The sequence below is a fragment of the Serratia sp. szju genome (assembly GCF_044594185.1).
Lineage (GTDB): Bacteria > Pseudomonadota > Gammaproteobacteria > Enterobacterales > Enterobacteriaceae > Serratia > Serratia bockelmannii.
This window is the reverse complement of the sequence record NZ_CP172576.1, coordinates 3,033,596-3,052,089: the sequence shown is the minus strand read 5'-3', so window position 1 is coordinate 3,052,089 and position 18,494 is coordinate 3,033,596. Positions and strand designations below refer to the sequence as shown.

Annotated in this window: 16 protein-coding genes; 8 read left to right on the top strand and 8 right to left on the bottom strand. The window is 59.1% G+C overall.

Annotated elements, in window-relative coordinates; translation table 11 throughout:
* Positions 1 to 41: 41 nt before the first annotated feature.
* From RE418_RS14455 to RE418_RS14435, 5 genes are all read right to left on the bottom strand, one after another.
* On the bottom strand, positions 42 to 959 hold the full coding sequence (locus RE418_RS14455; protein ID WP_015378502.1) for an ABC transporter substrate-binding protein: 918 nt from the start codon (positions 957 to 959) through the stop codon (positions 42 to 44).
* A 135-nt stretch (positions 960 to 1,094) separates the two neighbouring features.
* Positions 1,095 to 2,162 (bottom strand): erythritol/L-threitol dehydrogenase, encoded by a 1,068-nt coding sequence (locus RE418_RS14450; RefSeq protein ID WP_016927009.1) that lies wholly within the window; start codon positions 2,160 to 2,162, stop codon positions 1,095 to 1,097.
* A 353-nt stretch (positions 2,163 to 2,515) separates the two neighbouring features.
* Positions 2,516 to 2,833, bottom strand: coding sequence for a PTS system regulator TmaR (gene tmaR / locus RE418_RS14445; RefSeq protein WP_004935612.1), 318 nt, complete (start codon positions 2,831 to 2,833; stop codon positions 2,516 to 2,518).
* Positions 2,834 to 2,993: 160 nt separating this feature from the next.
* Positions 2,994 to 4,061 (bottom strand): FUSC family protein, encoded by a 1,068-nt coding sequence (locus RE418_RS14440; protein ID WP_089181126.1) that lies wholly within the window; start codon positions 4,059 to 4,061, stop codon positions 2,994 to 2,996.
* A 94-nt stretch (positions 4,062 to 4,155) separates the two neighbouring features.
* The gene (locus RE418_RS14435) at positions 4,156 to 4,923 is read right to left on the bottom strand and encodes an N-acetylmuramoyl-L-alanine amidase (RefSeq protein WP_089181127.1); all 768 of its coding nucleotides are present in this window, start codon (positions 4,921 to 4,923) and stop codon (positions 4,156 to 4,158) included.
* A gap of 176 nt (positions 4,924 to 5,099) precedes the next feature.
* Between RE418_RS14435 and RE418_RS14430 the strand changes: the two genes are divergently transcribed.
* Entirely contained in the window at positions 5,100 to 5,846 is a 747-nt protein-coding gene (locus tag RE418_RS14430) for a helix-turn-helix transcriptional regulator (protein ID WP_033643785.1), read from the top strand.
* Between the two features lie 34 nt (positions 5,847 to 5,880).
* Here the strand turns inward: RE418_RS14430 and RE418_RS14425 are convergent, their stop codons facing one another.
* A complete protein-coding gene (locus RE418_RS14425) occupies positions 5,881 to 6,990 on the bottom strand; it encodes an SDR family oxidoreductase (protein WP_025303522.1) in 1,110 nt (369 codons plus the stop codon).
* A gap of 258 nt (positions 6,991 to 7,248) precedes the next feature.
* Between RE418_RS14425 and RE418_RS14420 the strand changes: the two genes are divergently transcribed.
* From RE418_RS14420 to sbcB, 3 genes are all read left to right on the top strand, one after another.
* On the top strand, positions 7,249 to 7,455 hold the full coding sequence (locus RE418_RS14420) for a hypothetical protein (RefSeq protein ID WP_043136378.1): 207 nt from the start codon (positions 7,249 to 7,251) through the stop codon (positions 7,453 to 7,455).
* Positions 7,456 to 7,509: 54 nt separating this feature from the next.
* Positions 7,510 to 7,698 carry a DNA polymerase III subunit theta gene (locus RE418_RS14415; protein WP_025303524.1) on the top strand — a complete coding sequence of 63 codons (189 nt, stop codon included), beginning with the start codon at positions 7,510 to 7,512 and terminating at the stop codon, positions 7,696 to 7,698.
* A gap of 90 nt (positions 7,699 to 7,788) precedes the next feature.
* Positions 7,789 to 9,216, top strand: a complete 1,428-nt coding sequence (sbcB, locus tag RE418_RS14410) for an exodeoxyribonuclease I (RefSeq protein WP_089181128.1) — start codon at positions 7,789 to 7,791, stop codon at positions 9,214 to 9,216.
* Between the two features lie 71 nt (positions 9,217 to 9,287).
* Here the strand turns inward: sbcB and RE418_RS14405 are convergent, their stop codons facing one another.
* Entirely contained in the window at positions 9,288 to 10,655 is a 1,368-nt protein-coding gene (locus RE418_RS14405; protein ID WP_025303526.1) for an APC family permease, read from the bottom strand.
* A gap of 535 nt (positions 10,656 to 11,190) precedes the next feature.
* The gene (locus RE418_RS14400; RefSeq protein WP_060433627.1) at positions 11,191 to 12,609 is read right to left on the bottom strand and encodes a glutamine synthetase family protein; all 1,419 of its coding nucleotides are present in this window, start codon (positions 12,607 to 12,609) and stop codon (positions 11,191 to 11,193) included.
* A 395-nt stretch (positions 12,610 to 13,004) separates the two neighbouring features.
* Here RE418_RS14400 and puuR point away from each other — a divergent pair, with 395 nt between their 5' ends.
* The 4 genes from puuR (at position 13,005) to RE418_RS14380 (ending at position 18,454) form a co-directional block, all read left to right on the top strand.
* Positions 13,005 to 13,562 carry an HTH-type transcriptional regulator PuuR gene (gene puuR, locus RE418_RS14395; RefSeq protein WP_025303528.1) on the top strand — a complete coding sequence of 186 codons (558 nt, stop codon included), beginning with the start codon at positions 13,005 to 13,007 and terminating at the stop codon, positions 13,560 to 13,562.
* Positions 13,563 to 13,717: 155 nt separating this feature from the next.
* Complete coding sequence (locus RE418_RS14390; protein ID WP_089181129.1) at positions 13,718 to 15,229, top strand: sugar ABC transporter ATP-binding protein; 1,512 nt, start codon at positions 13,718 to 13,720, stop codon at positions 15,227 to 15,229.
* The gene (locus RE418_RS14385; protein WP_099817478.1) at positions 15,226 to 16,221 is read left to right on the top strand and encodes an ABC transporter permease; all 996 of its coding nucleotides are present in this window, start codon (positions 15,226 to 15,228) and stop codon (positions 16,219 to 16,221) included. Before RE418_RS14390 ends, RE418_RS14385 begins: the two co-directional genes overlap by 4 nt.
* A 244-nt stretch (positions 16,222 to 16,465) precedes the next feature.
* Positions 16,466 to 18,454, top strand: coding sequence for a ligand-gated channel protein (locus RE418_RS14380; protein WP_346402151.1), 1,989 nt, complete (start codon positions 16,466 to 16,468; stop codon positions 18,452 to 18,454).
* Positions 18,455 to 18,494: the final 40 nt, after the last annotated feature.

The window sequence follows — 18,494 nt, the reverse complement described above, 5'->3', positions numbered from 1 at the left end:
GCACCGAACGCCCCGCCGCAGCGGGGCGAACCCGGCTGCTGTTACCAGCTAAAGCCGGCCGCATTGCTGCGGTCGATCAGCTTCACTTTGACCGGCACGGTTTTCGGCACCGTGGCGCCCCAGTAGCGGGCCAGCGCAATGCCGAGCGCGATGCGCAGCTGGTCGCGCGGGAACTGCGCTGAGGTGGCGATGAACGGCGAATTCGGCTTGAGGATCTCTTTGATGGCTTCCGGCTGGCCGTCGACGCTCACCAGCTTGACCTTGGCGCCGTTGCTTTCGATCGCCGCCAGGGCGCCGAGCGCGCCGACGTCGTTGACGCTGAAGATGCCCGCCAGATCAGGCGCCGACTGCAGCATGTTTTCGGTCACGGTCAGCGCGGTGTCGCGCTCCTGCTTGCCGTTTTGCTTGGTGACAATCTTGATGTCGGGGTATTTTTTCATCGCCGCTTCAAAGCCGCGCACGCGCTCCAGGATCGGCACCACCGGGATGCCGTCGAGGATCGCCACCTTGCCTTTGCCGCCCAGCGCTTTCGCCAGGTACTCGCCCGCCTGGAAGCCGGCGTCGTAGTTTTCCGAGCCGACGAACGAATCCAGCGGCCCTTCCGCCTGGGCGTCGATCGCTACCACCACCGCGCCGGCCTTATGGGCGGAGATCACCGCCGACTGCACCCCCACCGAATCGGTCGGGTTGATCAGCAGGATATCCACCTTCTTCTGCAGCATGTCTTCCACGTCGCCGATCTGTTTGGCGACGTCATGGCGCGCATCGGCCACGTACACCTTGGCGCCGATATCCGCCGCCGCCTGATCCAGCGCCTGCTTCATGGTGACGAAGTAGTCGTTGTTCATTTCCTGGAACGACATACCGATAGTGATTTGCTTGGCCAGCGCCCCATGGCTGGCCGCCAACATTCCACCGGCGACGATAAAAGGCAGGGTCTTTTTGAATAATGAAAACATAGCCAATTCTCCTGTAGGGAAGCTTCTTGTTGTGGTTATCAGAGCAACAGCATGTCTTTACGTTTGGCCGACCGGCCGGCTCCCCATTGCGGATGGGCCGGCGATCGTGACTGCAACAGCGGTACGGCGGGAGGGTCAGGGAACCAGGATCACCTTGATAGAGTCGGTCGAGTCCGCCAGGGCGAAGGCTTCATCCCAGTCGTTCAATGAATAGCTGTGGGTAACCACGCCGTTGGAAGTCACCAGCCCGCGCTCGAACAGATCGATGGCGATTTCATAGCTGTAGGGCGCCAGGTGCGCGCCGCGAATGTCCAGCTCCTTGCGATCGCCGATGATGGACCAATCGACGGTGGTTTCCTTACCGAACACGCTGAACTCCACGAAGCGGCCCAGCTTGCGGATCATCTGCAGCCCCTGGGTGACGCCGATCGGCGCGCCGGTGGCCTCGATGTACACGTCGCAGCCATAGCCGCCGGTCAGCGATTTGACGATCTGGTCGGCATCTTCCTTCAGCGGGTTGATCACCACGTCGGCGCCGAACTCCTTCGCCAGCGCCAGCCGCTCGTCGATGGCATCGATCACGATCAGTTTCTTCGGCGTTTTCAGGCGCGCCACCTGCACCATGCACAACCCGAGCGGCCCGGCGCCGGCCAACACCACTACGTCGTCCAGCTGGATGTCGCCGCGCGCCACGGTGTGGATGGCGCAGGCCATCGGCTCAATCAGTACCGCGTCTTCATGGCTCAGGCTTTCCGGGATCTTGTGCACGATGGCGTTCTCGGAAAAACGCATGTATTCCGCCATGCCGCCCTCCGCCACGTCTTTCTGGAAGCCGTAAATGTTATGCGTCTCACACATCCAGTAGCTGCCGGATTTGCAGTAGCGGCACTCCCAGCACGGCACGATCTGCTCGGCGATCACCCGCTCGCCGATCCGGTATTTGCCTTCCGCGCCCTCGCCCAGCGCGGCGATGCGGCCGTAGAACTCATGCCCCGGCACCACCGGCGGTTTGACCCACGGGTTCTCCCCCCAAAACATCTGCGCGCCGTTCTTGCATTTGCAGTCGCCGGCGCAGATGCCGCAGCCTTCCACCTTGATCACCAGCTCGCGCGCCTTCGGCAGCGGCGTAGGCACCTGTTCGAAACGATAATCCTGCGGGCCGTGGCAAACGACCGCGCGCATTTTTTCCGGCAACTGGCTCATCTCTACCTCCAATACACTCGTTAAACGCTTGAATTTTCTTAATGTTGACGTTGTCATTTTTATCCAACAAAAAACAAGTAACGAAACAACATGATAAATTTCAATGAATTAATCATCACACATCCCGAAAACTCAAAATGACAACGTGAACATTGATCACATATAACCAAAGCTGCAAAAATAATTGTTTGAGCAAAATCACAGTTCGTTAACATTGCGGCTAAAAATGCTACAAATGCGGATCGCGATCCCATTTAAAGGATCGATGAGGATCGGGAGATGATCGAAACGGCGGGAAGAAGATGATTGGCAGGAATGCGGGCCAGGCATCGCACCCGGCCCGATAAAGCGGGTTACTTCACTTCGCCCATCGCTTTCAGCTTTTTGGACAGCTCGCGGCGCTCTTTGGACAGATCGGCATTTTTGATGATGTAGTCATCAACGCGATCTTCGTAGTCGCTGCGCATGTTGGCGATGATGCCCTGAATGTCTTCAATGCTCATGCCGGGCTTGATGTACTCGCTCAGGTTGTCGAGCAGCAGCACGCGCTTCTGGTTATCACGAATTTTCTTTTCGTTGTCGACGATCTCGCGTTGCAGTTTGTTTTTGCGGCGGAACATACGCACAAACTCCAGCACGTCCTGGAAACTCGGCTTATTTGCATTATCCATCTTTATACCCTTGCTTTAGTAATACACAGATTCATTTGCTTACGGCCACATGGCACCAAGATACAGGTTTGTGGCGGTCCGGCACAACAGTGATTGCCTTATCTTACCCACTTTGCCCCGGCGGCCAAAACCCAAAGCGCCGCCTTCATGATCTGACCCCCTATTCACGCTCGGCGGCGGTACAAACCTGGAGCAGATCCCCCAACTCTTCCAGCTGCTGCGCCAGCTCCATGCTGAGCCAAACGTAGCCGTAAATCGGCGCTTCGCCGTGCTGGCCGAGGCTGACCTCCTGCATCAGCGTTTTCAGCTCGCCGGCGATCTCCGCCAACTGCCCCGCCACCGCCTGCCGCTGCGCCTGCGGCCCTTCGCGCATCAGCACCGCCAGCGATTCCAGCGAGCTCAGCGTCAGCAGTTGGGTACTGCGCAGCGTGCGGGCGTTCAACATGATGAAGTGCGTTTCGCGCGAGGCCCAGTAGGCGTCGGCCATCAGCTCCAGCGTGCACACCAAATTGCGGCTGAGGGTTTGCACCGCCTCGAACACCGCTTTGGGGATGCGGGTTTCCTTGCTGGCGGGCACGATCAGGCTGCGCAGCTTCACCACCTGATTCAACAGATCCTTGAGCTGCGGCTCCAGCCGCGGCCGCTCGATAACGTTCGGCGAAAAATACGCGCCGTAGAGGCGGGCGGCGGTTTGCAGGCAGTCCGCCATTTGCATGCGCCACAGAATGTAGGCGCGCTGTGGGTAGATGCTGGTGAACAGCAGCGCCAGCAACGAGCCGAAGATCACGTCGCCGCTGCGCCACAGCGCGGTGTGCATGTCACCGGCGCCCGCGCCGCATACCACCGCCAGCGTGATCCCCACCAACAGCGCCATATACGGCCGTTTGCCGAGCGTCAGGTAACCGCAGACGAACATCACCACGCCGCACCAAGCCAGCATCAGCGGCAGCGAATAGAGTTCCAGATACAGGGCGATCAGGCCGGACGCGGCGCCGAACACCGTGCCGGCAATGCGTTGCAGCGCCCGCTGCAGCACGTTACCCCAAAATGAGATCGGCCCCATCACCACCACCAGGGTGATCAGCGGCCAGGTGCCTTCGGGCACCGCCAGCAGGCGGATCAGCAGAAAGGTCAGAATAAACGCCAGCCCGATGCGTACGCCGTGTACGATGCGGTAGTGGCGATAGGTCAGCAGTTCAAGGGAAGAGATTTTTCGATCGAGGCGCACGATGCCTCCGATAAAGACCAGCCAGGCCGCTATTTTAGCGGAGGAAGCCCGGCGAGGAAAAGGCGAATGAGGCGTCCCCCATTCGCGGTCAGGCTCAGGCGGCGTACTTGTCGACCAGCGCGCGCAGAACGGCGGCGGTTTCGACATCCATCACGCCGTCATACTTCTGCTGACGGAAGTGCAGCTGGAACGCGCGCACCAGCTGGCGATAGCCTTCTGCGGTGTTCGCCGCCGAGGTGTCGTAGCCATATTGGGCGAACTGTTTCAGCAAATCGGCCTGCGCCGGCAGGCCCTGGCTGCAGTATTCCTGCTGGCGCTGCTGCTTGGTCGCTTCGTCATACCAGGCGCCGACGCCGGCCTGATACAGCTGCTGCCACGGGAACTGCGGGCCCGGATCGCTCTTGCGGCCCGGCGCGATATCGGAGTGCGCCACCACGTTCACCGGCGAGATGTCCGGATAACGCTGCAGGATGTTCTGCGCCAGCTGGGTGACCGCTTCGATCTGCTGCGGATTGAACGGCGGGAAGGTGATGTTTCCACCGTCGCCGCTCGCCAGGTTAACGATCTCGATACCGATCGAGGTGTCGTTGATATTGCTGCGGGTGCCCCACTGGCTGGTGCCGGCATGCCAGGCGCGCTCGTTCTCGTCCACCAGGTTGAAAATGCGCACGCCGCTGAAGCCGGCGGCCTGATAGGTGGCCTCGGTCGGATCCGGCACCAGATAGTGCGCGCTGACCGATTTTCCGGTCAACGACTTCACCGAGTCGGCGAAGTTTTGCGCCGTGTAGTGCAGCACCAGAAAGCGCACGCGGTGGCCGAAGCTGGCGACCGATCGGTAGCTATTGTAATCAATCTTGTACATCGTAAAGTCCCTCTCTCGTTTGATTTCACTGAGCGGCCCCTCATCATGACAGGCCGCCCCGCACGGGTGAACCTTTGGCTCACTCTTTTTGTTTTAGCTAATTGCTAAATCATGCGCAAGTATTTTTTAGCAAAATCGTTATTTACCTTTTTGCTAAAGAGTGCGATCATTGCACGATGGAAACTAAAGAAATCAGGCGCAACAATCTGCGCGAATTGATGGCCCGCTACGCCCGGCAAGGCGTCAACCAGAATGAATTCGCCACGCTGGTTGAGTCTTCCGCGCCGACGCTGAGCCAAATCATCGGGGAGAAATCCTCCCGCAATCTTGGCGACAATCTGGCCAGGCGGATCGAGGCCAAGCTGAATTTGCCCAAGGGCTGGTTCGACGTGTTTCATGAAAAGCAGCTGGTGCGCCCGTTTGACAACGTGGCGGCGGAGTCGGACTTCCAGCCCGCCCGTTTAAAACCGGTGGTATGGGAAGATACCGAACAGGACAAGGAAGAGTTTGTGGAGATCCCGCTGCTGGATATTGATTTTTCCGCCGGCGACGGCTGCTACGAAATCGTCGATCGCGAGGAATTTTCGCTGATCTTCCGCCGTTACTATCTGCACAAGATGGGGGTGGCGGTCAACGCCGCGCGCATTATCCGCATCTCCGGCTCCAGCATGGAACCGCGTCTGCAGGATGGCGACGTGGTCGGCATCAACACCGACGACACGCGCATCCGCGAGGGCAAGACCTACGCCATCCGCCACGGCAATTTGCTGCGGGTGAAGGTGCTGATCGAGCAACCGGACGGCGGCGTCATCATCCGCTCCCTCAACCGTGAAGAGTACCAGGACGAGCATCTCAGCTATCAGCAGCGCAAGGAGCAACTGGTGGTGCTCGGCCGCGTCTTCTGGTCCTCTTCGTCCTGGTAGCAGAGCAACCTCGGGCGCCCGCTGCGCCCGGCGGTTATTTGAAGTCCACCACCATCTGCTGCTGGATAGACAACCCGCGAGTCGACTGCACGCAACCGGCGATGTAGTCGGTGAAGCGCGGCGGTTTCGGCATGCCCAGCTTGAGGATCTTCTCGTTGCTGAAACGCACGTTGAGCATGGCGAACGAGCCGTACAGGCGCATCGCCTTCAGCATCAGCCGCTCGTTGCACGGGCCGAAAATGTCTTTCAGCTGACGGCGCATTTTCACCAACGCGTCATACGTCACCTGCGCATACTCATCGCCCACCGGCGCTTTTTCCAGCGCTGCCGCCATGGCGCGGTCGATTTCGGCAAAGCTGACGCTGCGCTCTTCACCGGCGGAGATGTGATAAACGTCGTTCTCCAGCGTTTCGCTGTTCATCAGCATCACCAGCGCATCCGCACAGTAGTCCACCGGGATCACGTCGATATTGTCCTGCAGCGAGCACATAAACTTGCGCAGCATCAGCGCCATGCCAAACACCCAGAAAATGCTGCTCGAAGGCTGGCAGCCCAGGCGGGTGTGGCCCACGACAATCGACGGACGAGCGATGGTCAGCGGCATTTGCGGGCAGCGTTGGCGCATCAGCTGTTCGATGGTGGATTTGGAACGCGTATATTCCACCAGATGCTCGGCATCTTCCTCAAATTCGCCGCTCTCCGCCACCAGCGAACCCGGTTCCGGGGAACAGGACATGGCGGTACCAACATGCAGAAAGCGTTTTAATCCCGGCACCTGCGCCATTCTTTCGGCAAAGGCCAGGGTGCCTTCTACGTTTACCTTCCAAATGAGCGGGTTATTACCAAATGAAGCAACGGCCGCACAGTTAATAACGTGCGTGACATTGTTAATACGTGCGTCAGTTAAAAATTCGGCCGGCTCGGAAAGGTCGCCCAACAATATATTTTCTATCGTAATTTTAGACAGCAGATTCGCGTCGATATTAAACTTTTCCATATTCGTGCGAATACGGGCCAATCCTTGCTGCGCATCATCGGCGCGCACCAGTAAAAGATAATTAATGGACTGATTTTCAATCAATAATTTTTCAAGAACTGCACCACCGAGAAAGCCGGTAGCGCCGGTTAACAGTAGCGTTTTCATCATTGTCACCCACATTGGTATTGAATGTGGGAGATTGTATCTGCGGATATTTAAACAAATATTAAATAGAATTACGGCGCCCAGAATCACTTTTCTTAATATTATCTTAAGGAATCTTTTGAAACATCCATCGTGGCTTTAGTAACAAAAGAAGCGCGTAGATTGGATGATTAATCTCTGCCGTTTAAATACCATTGATGTAGTGCCTGATTTAATTTAACGGTCAATGTTATTTCTCTTCTCGTCCGTGGAGGACCTATGACCTATAACCAAAAAATCTGGTTGGGGGTTTTACTGCTGTGCACCCTGTTTTGGGGGGCGGTGATAAGCGGCGCCTGTTCGCTGTATAACCGGGCAGATCGCCTCAATGCGCACCAGGCGCAGAGCGAGTTCGCCGCGCGCCACAGTCTGGCCCCCAGCTCGAAGCAAAGCGCGCAGGCGTCCACCTCCCCTCGGAATGGGTAGGGACAAGACCCGCTAACGATCCTATTATACCCTAAGGTTAACAGGGAGATAACGATGGTTCGAAAGCTGGATAGCTTACCGCAGGCGCAACGCGAGAAAATAGAAGCCGATTTGCTGGCCATCAGCGTGATCTACAACGAGCGCTACGGCATCGCTTCGACCCAGGCGGAAACAGAACGACAGATCCCCGACCACCTGCTCCCCTACTTTCACCAGCGGCTGGATTTCTATCGCCGTGCGTAATTGCGCGCATTTCGCTAACCGCCGCTTGGCATCGCTCCCTACGCCGTTACAATAGAGGCATATTGTATCCGCCACTGAAGAGACGCGATTTTGAGCAGCAAGGCACCGGCCACATTTTATATTCACGATTACGAGACCTTCGGCAAGAGCCCGTCGCTGGACCGCCCGGCGCAGTTCGCCGGCGTGCGCACCGATATGGATTTCAACATTATCGAAGAGCCGCTGGTCATCTACTGCGCCCCGGCCGATGACTACCTGCCGGAACCCGAGGCGGTGATGATCACCGGCATCACGCCGCAGGTGGCGCGTGCCAAAGGGGTTAACGAGGCCGAGTTCACCCGCCAAATCCATCAGGCCTTCAGCGTGGCCGGCACCTGCATTCTCGGTTACAACAACATCCGCTTCGATGACGAAGTGAGCCGCAATATCTTCTATCGCAACTTCTACGATCCCTACGCCTACAGCTGGCAAAACGGCAACTCGCGCTGGGATCTGCTGGATGTGATGCGCGCCTGCTACGCTCTGCGCCCGGACGGCATCGTTTGGCCGGAAAACGAAGACGGTTTCCCCAGCTTCCGCCTGGAACATCTGACGCGCGCCAACGGCGTCGAGCACACGCAGGCTCACGACGCGATGTCGGACGTTTACGCCACCATCGCCATGGCCAAGCTGGTCAAACAGGCACAGCCGCGGCTGTTCGATTTCCTGCTGCAGCACCGCAACAAGCACAAGCTGAACGCCCTGATCGACGTCGCCGACATGACGCCGCTGGTGCACGTCTCCGGCATGTTCGGCGCGGCGCGCGGCAATACCAGCTGGGTGTCGCCGCTGGCCTGGCACCCGGACAACAAGAACGCGGTGATCATGTGCGATCTGGCCGGCGACATGACGCCGCTGTTGACGCTGAGCGCCGAGCAGCTGCGTGAACGGCTGTATACCCGCCGTGACGATCTGGCGCCGGATCAGGCACCGGTGCCGATCAAGCTGGTGCACATCAACAAATGCCCAGTGCTGGCGCCGGCCAAAACCCTGCTGCCGGAGAATGCCGAGCGGCTGGGCATCGATCGTCAGGCGTGTCTGCAAAATCTGCAGCTGCTGAAACAGCATCCGGAAGTGCGCGAGAAAGTGGTCGCGCTGTTCGCCGAAGCCGAGCCGTTCAAAGGCGCCGACGACGTCGACGCCCGCTTGTACGACGGTTTCTTCAGCGACGCCGACAAGGCGGCGATGAGGATTATCCAGCAGACCAAACCGCAGAACCTGCCGGCGCTGGATCTGGCCTTCAGCGACGGCCGCATGAAAGAGCTGCTGTTCCGCTTCCGCGCGCGCAACTACCCGAATACGCTGGACGACGCCGAGCAGCGTCGCTGGCTGCAACACCGCCAGGAAGCGCTGAGCACAGAGCGCGTGCAGAGTTACCTGCTGCAGCTCGAATCGCTGTATAACCTGCACGAAGGCGACAAAGAGAAAACCGCCCTGTTGAAAGCGCTGTTCGATTACGGCAAAGAGTTGGTGGGATAAACCCCGCAGCAAGCAGAAAAGGAAAAGGCCGCGAAAGCGGCCTTTTTTGTGGCTGAGGAGACGGCTCGCGCTTAGGCGGCGTCTTCGCTCGCTTGCGGCACCGGCAGACGGAAGCTGCGGGTGACGAAGGCCAGGTAGATCAAACCGATGGCCGCCCAAACCAGGCCCAGCGTCATCGAGCTGGCTTCCAGGTTGATCCACAGCGCGCCGACGGTCAGTGCGCCCATCACCGGCAGGATCAGGTAGTTAAATGTGTCCTTCACGGTGCGGTTCATCTTGTCGCGAATATAGAACTGCGAGATCACCGACAGGTTAACGAAGGTGAAGGCCACCAGCGCACCGAAGTTGATCAGCGCGGTCGCGGTCACCAGGTCAAACGACACCGCGGACAACGCGATGGCGCCTACCAGCAGCACGTTCAGCGCCGGGGTACGCCACTTCGGATGCACATAGCCGAAGAAGCGAGTCGGGAACACGCCGTCGCGGCCCATCACGTACATCAGACGCGAAACGCCCGCGTGCGCCGCCATGCCCGACGCCAATACCGTCACGCAGGAGAACACCAGGATCACCGACTGGAAGAACTTGCCCGCCACGTACAGCATGATTTCAGGCTGTGAGGCGTCCGGATCCTTGAAGCGCGAGATGTCCGGGAAGTACAGCTGCACGAAGTAAGACACCACGATAAAGATGATGCCGCCGATCAGCGCCGTCAGGAAGATGGCTTTCGGGATCACTTTTTCCGCGTCTTTGGTCTCTTCGGACAGCGAGCTGATGCCGTCGAAGCCCAGGAACGAGAAGCAAAGGATGGTCGCGCCGGTAATCATCGGCACCACGTGGGCGTTATCGGACCAGAACGGGCGGCTGCTGACCAGCGTACCAGCGCCTTCGCCGTGGTAAATGCCGTTGATCACCAGGCCGAGGAACACGATCATGATCGCCACCTGCACCACCACGATGATGGAGTTCAGGTTAGCCACCAGCTTGATGCCGCGCAGGTTGAAAATCGTCATCAAGCCGACCAGCACCGCCACGAAGATCCAGGACGGTACGCCCGGGAAGATCGCTTCCAGGTAAATCTTGGCCAGCAAAATGTTGATCATCGGCATGAACAGGTAGTCCAGCAGCGATGACCAGCCCACCATAAAGCCGACGTGCGGGCTGATGGCTTTCTGGGCGTAGGTGTAGGCGGAACCGGCGGAAGGGAATTTCTTCACCAGCTTGCCATAGCTCAGGGCGGTAAACAGGATCGCCAGCAGAGCGAAGGCGTACGCGGTCGCGACGTGACCATCGGTCAAACCGGATACGATGCCGAAGGTATCGAAAATGGTCATTGGCTGCAGGTAAGCCAAGCCCATCATCACTACCGGAACTAATGTCAGGGTTTTACGCAGCTGAGTGCGCTGAGCCGGAGCGGCGTTGATGGTGTTATCGGACATTGTTCAGCCCCCCCTTACCTTGAGCCTTGCGGATGGCGGACACGCCAAGACTTAAGGTTGCGGGGAAACTTCGCAACGAGCGACTTAATTCTAAAAGAAGGGGGTTGTAAGCTGGATAACGGGTCGAGGAAACCTCGGCTGCTCCATAGTCGCTGCGGCCACAGCGGAAACCGGCGGGCACCGGCGCTAAAGTGAAAAATTGCCCCATCTTTCTAATCCTCATGAGTCACGACCATAAAGTTTTGTTTGATCGTGCACGAAACTATTTATCTATCCGGATCGGTGTCCGGCCTCGCTTGGTGTATGAAACGCTACGTTGGTAAAACATAATGCAAAAAAAATAACCGACGCTTTCAAAACGTCGGCTATCTGCATTTGAGATATTTTGCACCAGAATGCCTCCGAATGACAAGATCCGGAAACCCTCAAATACAAATTCTTTTTGTCGATCGCACGGAAAACCAGTCCGGCAGGCGAATTAATCCGCTGCCGGCAGGCCAGTCACCCGCACATACCTCTTACTTTATACGCCCATTCAGGCATTTTTCAACATCCAGTCGATCTCGGTTTCCGTCACCCGCCGTTCAAACTGCAGCAGTTCGTCGGTCTTGCAGGCGTGATACACCTGGGTGAAACGCTCGCCCAGATAGTGCGTCAGCGCGTGCTGATGTTCAAACTCGTACAGCGCGTCGCTCTGGCGGATCGGCAGCGGCAGTCCTTCCTGCTCCAGCCCGTTGCCGGTCACCGGCTCAGGCAGCGGCAGTAGGTTGTCCAGCCCGTACAGCATGCCGGCCAGGATCGCCGCCATCACCAGATAAGGATTGGCATCGGCGCCGGCCACGCGGTACTCCACCCGGTGGTTCTCCGGTTCGCCGCAGGGAATGCGCAGCGCCACGGTGCGGTTGTTGTGGCCCCAGGCGGCCTGGATCGGCACATACATCCCCGGCTGGAAGCGCCGGTAGGCGTTGACGTTCGGCGCCAGCAGCGCCATCGACGCCGGCATCAGGGTGATCATCCCGGCCAATGCCTGTTTCAAGAGCGGCGAATCCTCGCCTTTGGCGTCGGCAAACAGGTTGTTGCCCGCACTATCCTGCATGCTGACATGCACGTGCATGCCGCTACCGGCGTAATCCTCATAGGGTTTGGCCATAAAGGTGGCGTGCATGTCGTGGTTCTCGGCCACCAGCCGCACCAGCCGCTTCAGCGCCAGCGCGTGGTCGCAGGCCAGCAGGATGTCGTCGGTATGACGCAGGTTGACCTCGAACTGCCCCGGCGACGCCTCCGCCACCGCGCCGTCCGCCGGCAGCCCCTGCAGCTTCGCCAGCGCGTCGATATCGTTCAGCACCTCGGCGAAATGGTTCAGGTTATCGACGGAGTACACCTGGCTTTGGGTGTTGCGTTCCTGAGTGCCGGGCGCACACGGCGGCTGCAGATCGCCTTCCGCGTCGCGCAGCCTATCGATGAGATAAAACTCCAGCTCTACCGCTGCCACCGGAAACAAACCGCGCTGTCGCAGCGCCTGCCACACGCGGTTCAGCACATTGCGGGGTTCAACGTCAAAGGGAGTGCCATCTTCATCCAACATGGTGAGCAGCACCTGGCCGATGTGCTCCGGATCGGCGGCTGACGGCGTCAGCGAACCGGGCACCGGCAGGCAAATGCGGTCCGGTTCGCCGAGCTCCTGCCCAAGGCCGGTCTCCTCCACCACGTTGCCAAGGATGTCCATGGCGAACACCGACGCGGGGAAGTAGCTGCCTTTTTCCAGTTTTTTTAACCCAGAGACGGGTATGCGTTTGCCGCGGAAGGAACCATTAAGATCGGTGAGAAGGATATCGACATACTGCGTGGCGGGATGGCGTTCCAAATAATGAGCAACCTCATTTTGGAACGCGCTACTTCGCCTCTCTTCATGATGCTGTGCAAAATGTTCAACTGCTGCGCTATTGGTTTGCATACGTCACCCGCCATTATGCTCTGAAGGCGCGTTGGCGCCCGTCCACCGTTCGATTCAACACATGATTGGATTTCTCGTCAGGCCGCGCCGCTGCCGGGCGCTCAAAATAACATCCACAATATGAAACATAGTATTAACAGAATGGGTTTGCAAATGTTACAATCCTGTTTGATTATTCGCCAGCGACTGCTAAATTGATAAAATATTGACCGAAAAGGCCTTACTGCCATTTTCACGTCAACTATTTTGTCCAACGCACCAAGAGTGAACATGGGCAATATATTTTCCAAACCCACCCTAACTACCGATATCATGCAGTATCGTTATCGACCAGACAGGCACCCGATAGCGATCTTCATTTCTGCCTGTCGCCCTTACCAGAAGGAAGTACCGCTATGAGCGAAGTCAGCTTGGCACCGGGCAAACGCCTGTCGCAGATCCGTCAGCAATTGGGTTTGTCACAGCGCCGGGTCGCCGAACTGTCCGGGTTAACCCACAGTGCGATCAGCACCATCGAACAGGACAAGGTCAGCCCGGCCATCAGCACGCTGCAAAAGCTGCTGAAGGTGTATGGCCTGTCGCTGTCTGAATTCTTTGCCGAACCAGAAGCCGCCGACGAACCGCGCGTGGTGATCGACGCCGAAGATCTGATTGAGATCGGCAGCCAGGGGGTGTCGATGAAGCTGGTGCACAACGGCAGCCCGACGCGCAACCTGGCGATGATGCTGGAAACCTACCAGCCCGGTACCACCACCGGTGAAAAGATCAAGCACCAGGGCGAAGAGATAGGCACCCTGCTGGAGGGCGAGATTGTGCTAACCATCAACGGCCAGAGCTACTGCCTGACCGCCGGCCAGAGTTACGCCATCAACACCGGCATCCCGCACAGCTTCAGCAATACCTCGGCGCGCATCTGCCGCATCGTCAGCGCACACACCCCCACCACCTTCTGACCGCTTATCGCTCCGGCGCAGCCTGACGCGGGTTGCGCCCCTGCCTCTCCACGCTTTTCATCGCCGTTATGCCATTTTGTTGGTTGCCAACGGCGCAATCTGTGTTACAACAGAGCAAAACAGCCATCTAAACATCTAAACGGCCTTACTACCCTATGTCAACCGCAACGCCTTCGTGCCTCGAGATGCGCAATATCTCGATCGCCTTCGCCGGCTTCAACGCGCTGCAGGACGTGGACTTCACGCTGCAGGGCGGTTCAATCCATGCGCTGGTCGGCGCCAACGGCGCGGGCAAGTCGACGCTGATGGCGATCCTCTCCGGCGCCCACGATCACTACCGCGGCGAGATCCTGATCGACGGCCGGGCAGTGGAAATTCATTCCCCGCTGCAGGCGCGCCGCCACGGCATCCACGTGGTACAGCAAGAGGTCGACGTCGCGCTGATCCCCACGCTGTCGGTGGCGGAGAACATCATGCTGGACTGGCTGAACGAGCCGGGCCACTGGCTGAACTGGGCGGAGCTGCACCGCCGCGCCGCGCAGCTGCTGCAGCAATGGGCGCTGCCGCTCAACCCGCGCAGACGCCTGGCGGACTGCACGCTGGCGGAAAAACAGCAGGTGCTGCTGGCGCGCGCGCTGTCGCACCGCTGCCGTTTTTTGGTGCTCGATGAACCGACCGCGCCGCTCGATCGCGCCGAGAGCGAGCGCCTGTTCAACGTGGTGCGCCGCCTGCAATCCGAAGGCATCGGCATCGTGTTCATTTCTCACCGCATCCACGAACTGAGCGACATTTGCGATCGGCTGACGGTGCTGCGCGACGGGCGGCGCGTCAGCGAAGACGCCATGCGCGGGCTGAGCGGCGAACAGATCGTCGAGAAAATGCTCGGCCACCGGCTGGACGACATTTTCCCACCGCCGCGCCCGCCGCACGCTGGGCGTAAGCTGCTGCAGGTGGAGGGCTTGCGCGATCGCCATAAGCTGCGCGACGTTTCGCTGCGGCTGCATGAAGGAGAGATCCTCGGCATCGCCGGGCTGGCCGGAGCGGGCAAAACCGAACTGTGCAAGGCATTGTTCGGCGCCAGCACCGTGCAGCTCGAGCGCGGCGAACTGCGCGGGCAGCCCTGGGCGCCACGCGCGCCGCACCTGTCGGTCGAACAAGGATTGGCGCTGGTGCCGGAAGAGCGCCGCAAAGAAGGCATTTTTATCGATGAGGCGATCCCGATGAACCTGAGCGTCAGCGCCGACGACAGCTTCTCGCGCTGGAGCCTGTTCAGCCGGCGGCAAGAGCTGCGCTGGGCGCGCGAGATCATGCAGCGTCTGAACATTCGCGCCTCCGGCCCGCAACAGCGGCTGGCGCGCCTGTCCGGCGGCAATCAGCAAAAAGTGGCGATCGGCAAGTGGCTGCGCGGCAACGCCGAGGTGCTGATCTTCGATGAGCCGACCAAGGGCGTGGACATCAAGGCCAAGCAGGAGCTGTTCAGCCTGATCGACGGCCTGGCTCACGCCGGCAAAGGCGTGATTTACGCCTCCGGCGAGTTCGCCGAGCTGATTGGCCTGTGCGATCGCATCTGCGTGCTGTGGGACGGCCGCATCGTGGCGGAGTTGAACGCCGCCGACATCGACGAAGAAACCTTATTGCTCTATTCCACCGGAGGAACCCCTGCGTGAGTAAAGAATTTGCCTTGCGGCCTGCGCTGCCCTGGCGCCAACAGCTGTTTGATTTCCTCTACAAGTGGGGCATGCTGTTGACCGTCGCGGCACTGATCGCCCTGTTTGGCCTGGCGTCGGACAACTTTCTCGATGCCAATAACATCATCAATATCCTGCGTTCGATCGCCATCGTGACGGTGATCGCCATCGGCGTCTCTATCTCGCTGTCGGTCGGCGGTTTCGATCTGTCGGTCGGCTCGACCGCCTCGCTGGCCAACGCGCTGGTGATTTCACTGTTCGTCTGGCACGGGTTCGGCACCACCGGCGCCATCGTGGTAACGCTGCTGCTGTGCACGCTGGTCGGCCTGTTCAACGCCCTGCTGATCGTGGTGCTCAAAATTCCCGACATGCTGGCGACGCTGGCCAGCCTGTTCGTGATCCAGGGCGTGGCGATGACCTACAGCTACGGCGGTTCCATCACCCAAAACATGGTGCTGCCGAATGGCGACATGGCGGAAGGCCTGATCCCAGAGGTGTTTTCCGCCCTCGGCCAGGTGCCGGTGATCGTGCTGATCATGTTGGCGGTCACCGTGGCGGTACAGCTGTTCCTCTCGTTGACCAAGCACGGCCGCCGGATGTACGCCATCGGCGGCAACCCCGAGGCTGCGCGTCTGTCGGGTATTCGCACCGTACGTTACAGGGTTGCCGCTTACGTCATTTCTTCCTGGCTGGCGGCGCTTGGCGGCATCTTGCTGGCGTCACGTATCGGCTCTTCGCAGGTCAATGCCGGCGGCGGCTATCTGATGGACGCGGTGGCGGCGGCCTATATCGGTTTCTCGCTGGCGGGCTCCGGCAAACCCAATGCGCTCGGCACCCTGATCGGCGCAGTGATCCTCGGCGTGCTGCAAAACGGCCTGGTGATGCTGTCGGTGCCCTACTACGCCATGGATATTATCAAAGGCCTGGTGCTGGCGCTGGCGCTGGCCATCACCTACATCCAGAAACGCTGATCCTCCCCGGCGCACGCCCGCTGCGCCGCTTTTCCCTTTAATTCATCCGGTTACCCTTTCTCGTCAGTAGAACAAGCATACAAATGATATGAATTATCATTAGCGTTTACATTCAGTAAAAAATCCTTACAATACCCTCACGCAACGCTGACGAAGCGAAGTATTTCTCAGCGAACGATGAATAATTTCATTAGAAATTCAATTGGTTAATTACTTTCACTTCAACCCAGGAAAGGTTCACCTCATGGAAACGCCACGTTACAGCAAGCTCGCCGCTCTGGTTGTCGCCTCACTCAGCGCCACCGCCGCGCTGGCCGCGCCGCAGAACGACACCCAGGACACCATGGTCGTCACCGCCTCCGGCTTCCAGCAAAAAATTCAGGACTCCGCCGCGTCCATCTCGGTGATCCCGCGCCAGCAGATCGAAGATAAGGCCTATCGCGACGTGACCGATGCACTGAAAGACGTGCCGGGCGTGGTGGTCACTGGCGGCGCCAGCAGCAGTGACATCAGCATCCGCGGCATGTCCTCCAAGTACACGCTGATCCTGGTGGACGGCAAGCGCGTCGACACCCGCAGCACCCGCCCGAACAGCGACAACGCCGGCATCGAACAGGGCTGGCTGCCGCCGCTGGAAGCCATCGAACGCATCGAAGTGGTGCGCGGGCCGATGTCTTCGCTGTACGGTTCCGACGCCATGGGCGGCGTGATCAACGTCATCACCCGCAAGACTTCACGCACCGAGTGGAAAGGCTCGCTGCACGGCGACGCCACCCTTCAGGAAAACCGCGATTCCGGCGATCTGTTCCAGACCAACGCCTACGCCTCCGGCCCGCTGGTTGAAGGCCTGCTCGGCCTGCGGGTCAACGGCCTGCTGTCGCGCCGCGCGGAAGATAAAATCGCCAACGGTTACAACGAACAGCGCATGCGCAGCGGCACCGCGGTGTTCACCCTGACGCCGGACGAGAAAAACGAATTCGATTTCGAAATCGGCCGCTCGCTGCAGGATCGCAACAGCACGCCGGGCAAATCGGTAGTGGCGGAGCGCTGCAGCAAAGGCAAGTGCACACCAACCGAGGTCAGCGAAAGCCTATACACTCGCACCAACTACGCGCTGACCCACAACGGCTATTACGACTTCGGCAACTCCACAAGCTACGTGCAGCGCGAAGAAACCGGTAACCCGGGCCGTAATATGAAGGCCTACAACACCATCTTCAACACCCAGAACCAGTTCGAGCTGGGTTCCCACATGCTGAACCTCGGCGGCCAATACCGCTATGAAAAACTGGGCGACGGTGGCAACCAGCTTGAATCGGCTCAAGGTCTCAGCAAGCTGACGCGCTGGAGCTGGGCATTGTTCGCTGAAGACGAATGGGCGCTGACCAACGACTTTAGCCTGACCAGCGGCATCCGTATGGACCGTGATGAAAACTTCGGCAGCCACTGGACCCCACGCATGTACGGTGTCTGGCACCTGACCGAACAGTGGACGCTGAAAGGCGGCGTCTCCGCCGGTTACAAATCGCCGGATCTGCGCCAATCCTCCCCTAACTGGGGGCAGGTCACCGGCGGCGGCGTGCGTAAAGGCATCATCGTCGGCAACCCGGATCTGCAGCCAGAGAAGAGCCTGAGCGAAGAAATCGGCCTGATGTGGGATAGCCTGAAAGGCGTTAACGCCGGCGTGACGGTCTTCAACACCGACTTTAAAGACAAAATCACCGAAGTGCGCCGCTGCGAAGACACGCCGGATTGCACCATCGGCGGCACGTCCTACGACTTTATCAGCGATCGCGTCAACGTCGACAAAGCCAATATGCGCGGCGTAGAGGCCACCTTCGGCTGGCAGATCAACAAAGACTGGAAGTGGAACACCAACTACACCTACACCTCTTCCGAGCAGAAGAGCGGCGAGTTCCAGGGCAAGGCGCTCAACCAGATGCCTAAGCACATGCTGAATACCGTGCTGGACTGGCGTGCCACGCAGGACCTCAGCCTGTGGTCGCGCGTTAACTTCCGCAGCAAAACCTCACAATATCTGAGCCGCACCTCGATGGCGACCAGCACGCCATCCTACACCTTCGTCGATGCGGGCCTGAGCTACCAGGCGGCGAAAAACCTGCAGCTGACCGGCGGGGTTTACAACATCCTCGACAAAACCGTGGATTACGATCACTACCGTACCACGCTGGACGGCCGCCGTTACACCGTCGGCATGACCTACAACTTCTGATGCCCTTGGGCGCGCACTGCGCGCCCTTTTCATTCCATCA

Bases quoted from the DNA above. Each gene is read 5' to 3' on its own strand.
- RE418_RS14455 (WP_015378502.1), bottom strand. From the start codon at position 959: ATGTTTTCATTATTCAAAAAGACCCTGCCTTTTATCGTCGCCGGTGGA.
- RE418_RS14450 (WP_016927009.1), bottom strand. From the start codon at position 2,162: ATGAGCCAGTTGCCGGAAAAAATGCGCGCGGTCGTTTGCCACGGCCCG.
- tmaR (WP_004935612.1), bottom strand. From the start codon at position 2,833: ATGGATAATGCAAATAAGCCGAGTTTCCAGGACGTGCTGGAGTTTGTG.
- RE418_RS14435 (WP_089181127.1), bottom strand. From the start codon at position 4,923: ATGTACAAGATTGATTACAATAGCTACCGATCGGTCGCCAGCTTCGGC.
- RE418_RS14430 (WP_033643785.1), top strand. From the start codon at position 5,100: ATGGAAACTAAAGAAATCAGGCGCAACAATCTGCGCGAATTGATGGCC.
- RE418_RS14425 (WP_025303522.1), bottom strand. From the start codon at position 6,990: ATGAAAACGCTACTGTTAACCGGCGCTACCGGCTTTCTCGGTGGTGCA.
- RE418_RS14420 (WP_043136378.1), top strand. From the start codon at position 7,249: ATGACCTATAACCAAAAAATCTGGTTGGGGGTTTTACTGCTGTGCACC.
- RE418_RS14415 (WP_025303524.1), top strand. From the start codon at position 7,510: ATGGTTCGAAAGCTGGATAGCTTACCGCAGGCGCAACGCGAGAAAATA.
- RE418_RS14405 (WP_025303526.1), bottom strand. From the start codon at position 10,655: ATGTCCGATAACACCATCAACGCCGCTCCGGCTCAGCGCACTCAGCTG.
- RE418_RS14400 (WP_060433627.1), bottom strand. From the start codon at position 12,609: ATGCAAACCAATAGCGCAGCAGTTGAACATTTTGCACAGCATCATGAA.
- puuR (WP_025303528.1), top strand. From the start codon at position 13,005: ATGAGCGAAGTCAGCTTGGCACCGGGCAAACGCCTGTCGCAGATCCGT.
- RE418_RS14390 (WP_089181129.1), top strand. From the start codon at position 13,718: ATGTCAACCGCAACGCCTTCGTGCCTCGAGATGCGCAATATCTCGATC.
- RE418_RS14380 (WP_346402151.1), top strand. From the start codon at position 16,466: ATGGAAACGCCACGTTACAGCAAGCTCGCCGCTCTGGTTGTCGCCTCA.